A 2,829-nucleotide genomic window follows, 5' to 3' on the forward strand; every position below is an offset into this window, starting at 1 on the left:
TTCATGGTGATGTACGCGCCGGGCGGCATCGCCAGCCTGATCATGATGAACGTGCGCGTGGCCTCCTTCGGCCGGCTGAAGGAGCTGTGGGTCAGCTACCTGGCACTCGCGGCCACGGCACTGGTCACGCTGGTGGGCGCCGCCGCCATGATCGAAATGGTTTACCACCTGCAACTCAACACCGCGCTCGGCCCCGAGCTGAAGTTCATGGGCGCGACGCTGGACGCCAAGGGCTTGAACAGCTGGTTCGGTGCCGGTTTCGTGATGCTCACCGGCATCGGCCTGTTCGAGCTCGCGCGGCGCCACTTCGTGAGGCAATGGGGCGAGATCCAGGAATACATCGAGAAAGAGATCAAGCGGAGGGAGACCCTGTGAGCAGCGCCGTGGCCCTCGAACTCAAGGATCTCCGAAAGAGCTTCGGCAAGACCGAGATCATCCGCGGCTGCAGCCTGCAGGTGAAGCAGGGCGAGCGCGTCGCCGTGATCGGCCCCAACGGCGCCGGCAAGTCGACGCTGTTCAACGTCATCTCCGGCCTCTACGCGCCCAGCGCGGGGCGCGTCAAGTTCGAGGGCGCCGACATCACGGGGCTCCCGCCCGAGGTCATCAACCGGCGCGGGCTCGCCAAGACCTTCCAGATCACCAACATCTTTCCCGAGATCTCGGTCTTCGAGAACGTCCGCGTCGCCCGTCAGTCCCGCGCGGCCGTCTCCGGCCGTCTCGGCTCCCTCTGGCGCCTGCCCGACGTCGAGCGACCGGTCAGGGAGCTGCTGGCGGCCTTCGGCCTCGACGGGCGCCGCCAGGCGCGGGCTCAGCACCTCTCCCACGGCGAGCAGCGCTACCTCGAGATCTGCCTGGCCCTGGCCACGGAGCCGACGCTCCTGCTGCTCGACGAGCCCACGGCGGGTATGACGCCCGGCGAGACGAAGGAGGCGACCGCGCTCATCCGGAGGATCGCTCAGGCGCGGGGGCTCACCGTGCTGCTCATCGAGCACGACATGAGCGTCGTGATGGGCGTCTCCGACCGGATCGCGGTGCTCCATTTCGGTGAGAAGATCGCCGAGGGCACGCCCGAGGCCATCCGGAGCGACCGGCGGGTGATCGACGCCTACCTCGGAGGCGCCGACGACTGATGCTGAGGCTGCAGGAGATCCACGCGGGCTACGGGGCCACGCCGATCCTCTTCGGCGTCTCCCTGGAGATCCGCGCGGGCGAGGCCGTGGCGCTGCTGGGCAGGAACGGCATGGGCAAGACGACGCTGATGAAGGCGGTGATGGGTTTCCTCCGGCCCTGGCGCGGCACCATCGAGCTCGACGGCCGTCCGCTGACCGGCCTCACGCCCCACGAGATCGCGCGGCTGGGCGTGGGCTTCGTCCCCGAGAACCGCCGGATCTTCCCCGGCCTCACCGTCCGCGAGAACCTCGAGCTCGGGCTCTCGGCTGCGCGCCGGCCCTCGGCCGCGCTGCGACGCCAGCGGCTGGAGGAGGTGTTCCATCACTTCCCGCGCCTCCGCGAGCGCCTGGACCAGCCCGGCCAGACACTGTCGGGCGGCGAGCAGCAGATGCTCGCGCTCGCGCGCGTGATGATGGCGGGGGCCCGGATCATCCTCATGGACGAGCCGACGCAGGGGCTGGCGCCGGCGCTGGTCCGTCACATTCGCGAGATGATCCAGGAGCTCAAGCGCCTCAGCGTCACCGTCCTCCTGGTGGAGCAGAACGCGCGCATGGCCCTGAACGTCTGCGACCGCGGCTACATCATGGAAAAGGGTCTGATCGTGTTCGAAGGCCCGTCCAGAGAGCTGCGAGAGAGCCCGGTGACGCATGAAAAGCTGGGCGTTTAGATCGGAGGGGGCCTCGACGGCCCCCTCCGAGACCTCCCCCCAGAAAGGATTGCGCCGGCAAAGCCGGCGCTCGAAAAAAGCCGTGGGCTCGAGCAAAGCGGCGTTTGACAAGGGGCCGCCCAGGTTGGTGAGCGGTGAAAGGCTGGGCGTCTAGGACGCTGCTGGGGGCCAACCTGCGCCAGAATCTCGGGCGGGGAGCGCTCGCCCTGGTGCTGCTGGCCGCGCTCTTCTGGGCGTTGCCGATGCGCCGCGCCGGCGAGGAGGACGGCCACGACGCTCAGCACGGCGCCGCGCTCGATCTCTTCGAGAAGGCCGGGGTCACGGAGCTCAGGGAGGGGCAGAAGGGGCCCGCCTGGCGGCTCGAGCGCTTCGGCGGCGGCCACGCGTCGCTCGATGCCTGGAAGGACAGGCTGGTCGTCCTGAACTTCTGGGCGACCTGGTGTACGCCCTGCACGCTCGAGATGCCGACCCTGGAGGCGCTCTGGCGCGACTACCGCGCCCGCGGGCTCGTCGTCGTCGGGATCTCCGTCGACCGCGGCGCCCCGCGCCCGCTGCTCGAGCCGTATCTGAAGAATCTGAGCATCACTTTCCCCGTCCTGCTCGATCCCCAGATGGCCACCGCGGGCGCCTGGCGCGTGACGGGCCTGCCCGTGACCTTCGTGATCCGCCCGGGTGGCGAGGTGGCGGGCGTGGCTCTGGGCGCCCGCGAGTGGAACAGCGCGGAGATGCGGGCCTTGCTGGAGACGATGCTCCCCGCCAGCTACCGCCACGGGAGCTAAGCGCTTCCGCTGGTCGGCCTGGCGGTCCGGGCCAGGTGGGTAGGACCGCTAGTGCCGTTCCAACTATTCGCGCCTAGTGCCGTTCCAACTTGTTGGTACTAAATCTGGCCAGGAACGACGCGAGGCGGTTGCGCAAGAAGCGTTTACCCTTCCCCGTCTTCAAGAACCGTTCCCGGCGAAACGCATCATCGCCACTCAGGCAGGCCTCGTAGT

Annotated in this window: 4 protein-coding genes; all 4 read left to right on the plus strand. The window is 68.8% G+C overall.

Going from position 1 to position 2,829, the window contains the following annotated elements:
• A partial coding sequence (locus VGV13_03930; GenBank protein ID HEV8640227.1) for a branched-chain amino acid ABC transporter permease occupies positions 1–375 on the plus strand: 375 nt, incomplete at its 5' end.
• Positions 372–1,130 (plus strand): ABC transporter ATP-binding protein, encoded by a 759-nt coding sequence (locus VGV13_03935; protein ID HEV8640228.1) that lies wholly within the window; start codon positions 372–374, stop codon positions 1,128–1,130. The genes VGV13_03930 and VGV13_03935, both read left to right, overlap by 4 nt.
• Positions 1,130–1,837, plus strand: coding sequence for an ABC transporter ATP-binding protein (locus VGV13_03940; GenBank protein HEV8640229.1), 708 nt, complete (start codon positions 1,130–1,132; stop codon positions 1,835–1,837). The genes VGV13_03935 and VGV13_03940 overlap by 1 nt, the downstream gene beginning before the upstream one ends.
• A 134-nt stretch (positions 1,838–1,971) precedes the next feature.
• Entirely contained in the window at positions 1,972–2,616 is a 645-nt protein-coding gene (locus tag VGV13_03945) for a TlpA disulfide reductase family protein (GenBank protein ID HEV8640230.1), read from the plus strand.
• Positions 2,617–2,829 lie beyond the last annotated feature (213 nt).

The organism is Candidatus Methylomirabilota bacterium, from assembly GCA_036001065.1.
GTDB lineage: Bacteria > Methylomirabilota > Methylomirabilia > Rokubacteriales > CSP1-6 > MNEF01.